Source organism: Streptosporangium nondiastaticum (assembly GCF_003011965.1).
In the GTDB taxonomy this organism is placed as follows: domain Bacteria; phylum Actinomycetota; class Actinomycetes; order Streptomycetales; family Streptomycetaceae; genus Streptomyces; species Streptomyces nondiastaticus.
This window is the reverse complement of record NZ_PXWG01000268.1, coordinates 1-3,323: the sequence shown is the minus strand read 5'-3', so window position 1 is coordinate 3,323 and position 3,323 is coordinate 1. Positions and strand designations below refer to the sequence as shown.

At 74.3% G+C, this 3,323-nt stretch carries 3 protein-coding genes; all 3 read left to right on the top strand.

Annotated features, from left to right (window positions below):
• Positions 1 to 150: 150 nt before the first annotated feature.
• Genes gntD through B7P34_RS35500 form a run of 3 tightly spaced genes read left to right on the top strand, consistent with a single transcriptional unit; the run spans position 151 to position 3,264 of the window.
• Positions 151 to 1,206: a guanitoxin biosynthesis L-enduracididine beta-hydroxylase GntD gene (gntD, locus tag B7P34_RS35510; RefSeq protein WP_106682240.1), complete on the top strand. Its 1,056-nt coding sequence runs from the start codon at positions 151 to 153 to the stop codon at positions 1,204 to 1,206.
• Positions 1,207 to 1,259: 53 nt separating this feature from the next.
• Positions 1,260 to 2,039, top strand: coding sequence for an SDR family NAD(P)-dependent oxidoreductase (locus tag B7P34_RS35505; RefSeq protein ID WP_106682239.1), 780 nt, complete (start codon positions 1,260 to 1,262; stop codon positions 2,037 to 2,039).
• Complete coding sequence (locus tag B7P34_RS35500; protein WP_106682238.1) at positions 2,026 to 3,264, top strand: cytochrome P450; 1,239 nt, start codon at positions 2,026 to 2,028, stop codon at positions 3,262 to 3,264. Before B7P34_RS35505 ends, B7P34_RS35500 begins: the two co-directional genes overlap by 14 nt.
• The last annotated feature ends 59 nt before the right edge of the window (positions 3,265 to 3,323 follow it).

Genomic DNA, 3,323 nt, shown 5'->3' with positions numbered 1-3,323 from the left:
CGGGCCGCCGCCCCCGCGGACCGAGCACGGCCGGGACCCTGCTCGGCCGGTCCGCGGGCGCACCACCCCGCCGTGCGGCAGCCCGCCGCACGGCACAGGACCGCCCGCCCGCGCCGGCCGACCCGGTCACGAAACGGAAGAGGAACAACGGTGTCCACCGCACCCACCACCAGCCCCACCCGCACGCTCCCGGCCGACCGGCCCGCGTCGTACACGCTCGGCGGCCAGGAGGCCGCCCGGCTCCAGGACCTCGTCGCGGACCTGCGGGCGGCGCACGCCGACCCTTCCTCGGCGGCCTTCTACGACAGCGCGTGGCGGGCGACCGCGCTGCTGCCGGACGGCCTGCGGCACTTCCTGGAGGAGTACCGGCGCGGCGAGCACGCCGCGGCCTGCCTCGTGCACGGCTTCCCCGTGGACGACAGCGCCGTCGGCCCCACCCCCGGCCACTGGAGCGCGGCCGTCGCCACGGACGCGGCCCGCGACCAGGAGCTCATGCTGGCCCTGTGCGGCATGGTCCTCGGCGAGCCCTTCGGCTGGGCCACCCTGCAGGGCGGCAGCCTCGTGCAGAACGTCCTGCCCATCCGCGGCGACGAGGACCGGCAGAGCGGCTACGGCAGCGGCGCCCTGCTGGAGTTCCACACCGAGGACGGCTTCCACCCGCAGCGCTGCGACTACCTGATGCTGTTCGGGCTGCGCAACGCCGACCGCGTGCCCACCATCGTCGCCTCGGTCCGCGACGTCGAACTGCCGGAGGAGGACCGCCGGATCCTGGCCGAGGAGCGCTTCCACATCTTCCCCGACACCGAGCACATCCGGCAGCTGGAGGCCCGCGACCCCGCGCACCCGGCGCTCGCGGGCATGCTCCGCATGCTGGAGCAGCCGCGCCCCGAGGCCGTCCTGTTCGGCGACCGGCTCAGCCCGTACCTGCGCATCGACCGGCCCTTCATGCGGGCCGCGGGCGGCGATGCGCGCGCCGAGGCCGCCCTCGACCGGCTCATGGCCGAGCTGGAGCGCGTCCAGCAGGACGTGGTCGTCGGCCCCGGCACCCTCCTCGTCGTCGACAACTACCTCGCCGCGCACGGGCGCCGCTCGTTCACCGCCCGCTACGACGGCACCGACCGCTGGCTGAAGAAGCTCACGGTCAGCCGCAACCTGCGGCGCGGCCTCGGCGGGCGCGCCGCGGCCGGCCACCGGGTCCTGGTGTGAGCACCGGACCCGCGCCCACGGGCGGAACCACCCTGCAGGGAAGGAAGGAACACATGCGCACGATCGTGGTGTCGGGTGCCTCCAGCGGCATCGGACGGGCGGTCGCCGAGCGGTTCGCCCGCTCCGGCGACCACGTCGTCAACCTGGACGTGGCCCCGCCCCCGGCGGGCGACGACATCCCCTGGATGCGCGTCGACGTCGCCGACTGGGAGGCCGTGCGGGCCGCGGTCGACGCCGTGCACGCCGAGCGCGGCCGGCTCGACGTGGTCATAGCCAACGCCGGCATCAGCAACCGCCGCGGCGTGCTGGAGCTGACCGAGGTCGACGTCCGCCGCACCGTCGACGTCAACCTCATGGGCGTGCTCGCCCTGTGGCGGCACGCCGCCCCGCACATGGTGCGCCAAGGACACGGCGTGCTCCTCGCCACCGCCTCCGTCAACGGCAGCCGCGGCTACCCGCTCTACGCGGACTACAACGCCACGAAGGCCGGCGTGGCCTCCTTGTGCCAGACGTTCGCCATGGAGCTCAGCCCCGTGGTGCGCACGGCCTGCGTGACGCCCGGCGCGGTGCTGACGCCCATGCAGCGCGCCGAGTACACCGACGCCATGCTCGCCGAGACCGACGCCCGCATCCCCGCCCGCCGGCACGCCTCGCCGGAGGAGATCGCCGGCGTCTTCCACTTCCTCGCCTCCCCGGACGCGGCCTTCGTCACCGGCCAGGAATTCGTGGTCGACGGCGGGGAGACGGCCGGGGCGACCACCGCCTTCTTCCCCGGCCACCGGCTCGCCGGAGCCACCGACGAACGACGAGGAGCCCTCGATGAACGACCGTGACGTGCTCGACCCGTCCGCCCTGGACCGGATCGACCTCGCGGACCCGGCCCTGCACCACGCGCACGACCTGCGCGAGGTCTGGCGGCACCTGCGCGACGAGGCGCCCGTGTACCGCCACGAGCGCGCGGGCGGCGAGGGCTTCTGGGTGATCACCCGCTACGACGACGTGGCCGCCGTCTACAAGGACGGCGAGACCTTCACCTCCGAGCGCGGCAACGTCCTCGACACCCTGCTCACCGGCGGCGACTCGGCCGCCGGCCGGATGCTCGCCGTCACCGACGGCCCCCGGCACGCGGCGCTCCGCGCCGTCCTCGGCAAGCCGTTCTCGCCGCGGTCCCTGGAGGTCGTCGTCGACAGCGTGCGGCGCGGCACGCAGCAGCTGCTGCGCGAGGCGGTCGAGCGCGGCTCCTGCGACTTCGCCGCGGACGTCGCCGCGCACATCCCGCTCGCGGCGATCTGCGACCTGCTGGGCGTGCCCCCGGCCGACCGTCAGCACATCATCGACCTGACCTCCACGGCCCTGTCCTCCGCGGACGCCCCGGCGACGCCCGAAGCCACCTGGGCCTCCCGCAACGACCTCCTGCTGTACTTCTCCGAGCTGGCGGAGTCGCGCCGCGCCAAGCCGTACGACGACGTGGTGAGCCTGCTGGTCACCAAGGAGGTCGACGGGCGGCCGCTCAGCCACGAGGAGATCATCTTCAACTGCTACAGCATCATCATGGGCGGTCACGAGACCACCCGCTTCGCGATGATCGGCGGCGTGGAGGCGCTGGTCGAGCACCCTGAGCAGTGGGAGGCCCTGCGCGGCGGCGACAAGGTCACCGCGGCGGCGGTCGACGAGGTGCTGCGCTGGACCACCCCGGCCCTGCACAGCGGGCGGACGGCCACCGAAGACGTGTTCCTCGGCGGGGAGTTCATCGAGGCCGGGGACGTCGTCACGGTGTGGAACGCGTCGGCCAACCGCGACGAGCGCGTCTTCGCCGACCCGGGCCGCTTCGACCTGGCCCGCACCCCCAACAAGCACCTGACCTTCGCCTACGGGCCGCACTTCTGCATCGGCGCCTACCTGGCGCGTGCGGAGATCGGCGCGCTGCTGGAGGGGCTGCGGACGATGGTGGCGGAGATCGAGTTCACCGGTCCCCGGCGGCGGATCTTCTCCAACTTCCTCAGCGGCCTGTCGACGGCCCCGGTGAAGCTCACGCCGGCGCCCGGGTTCGGCGGATAGCGGGCGCGGACAGCGGGCAAGGACCCGGAACGGTGCGGCGGGGGGCGGCTCGAAGCCGC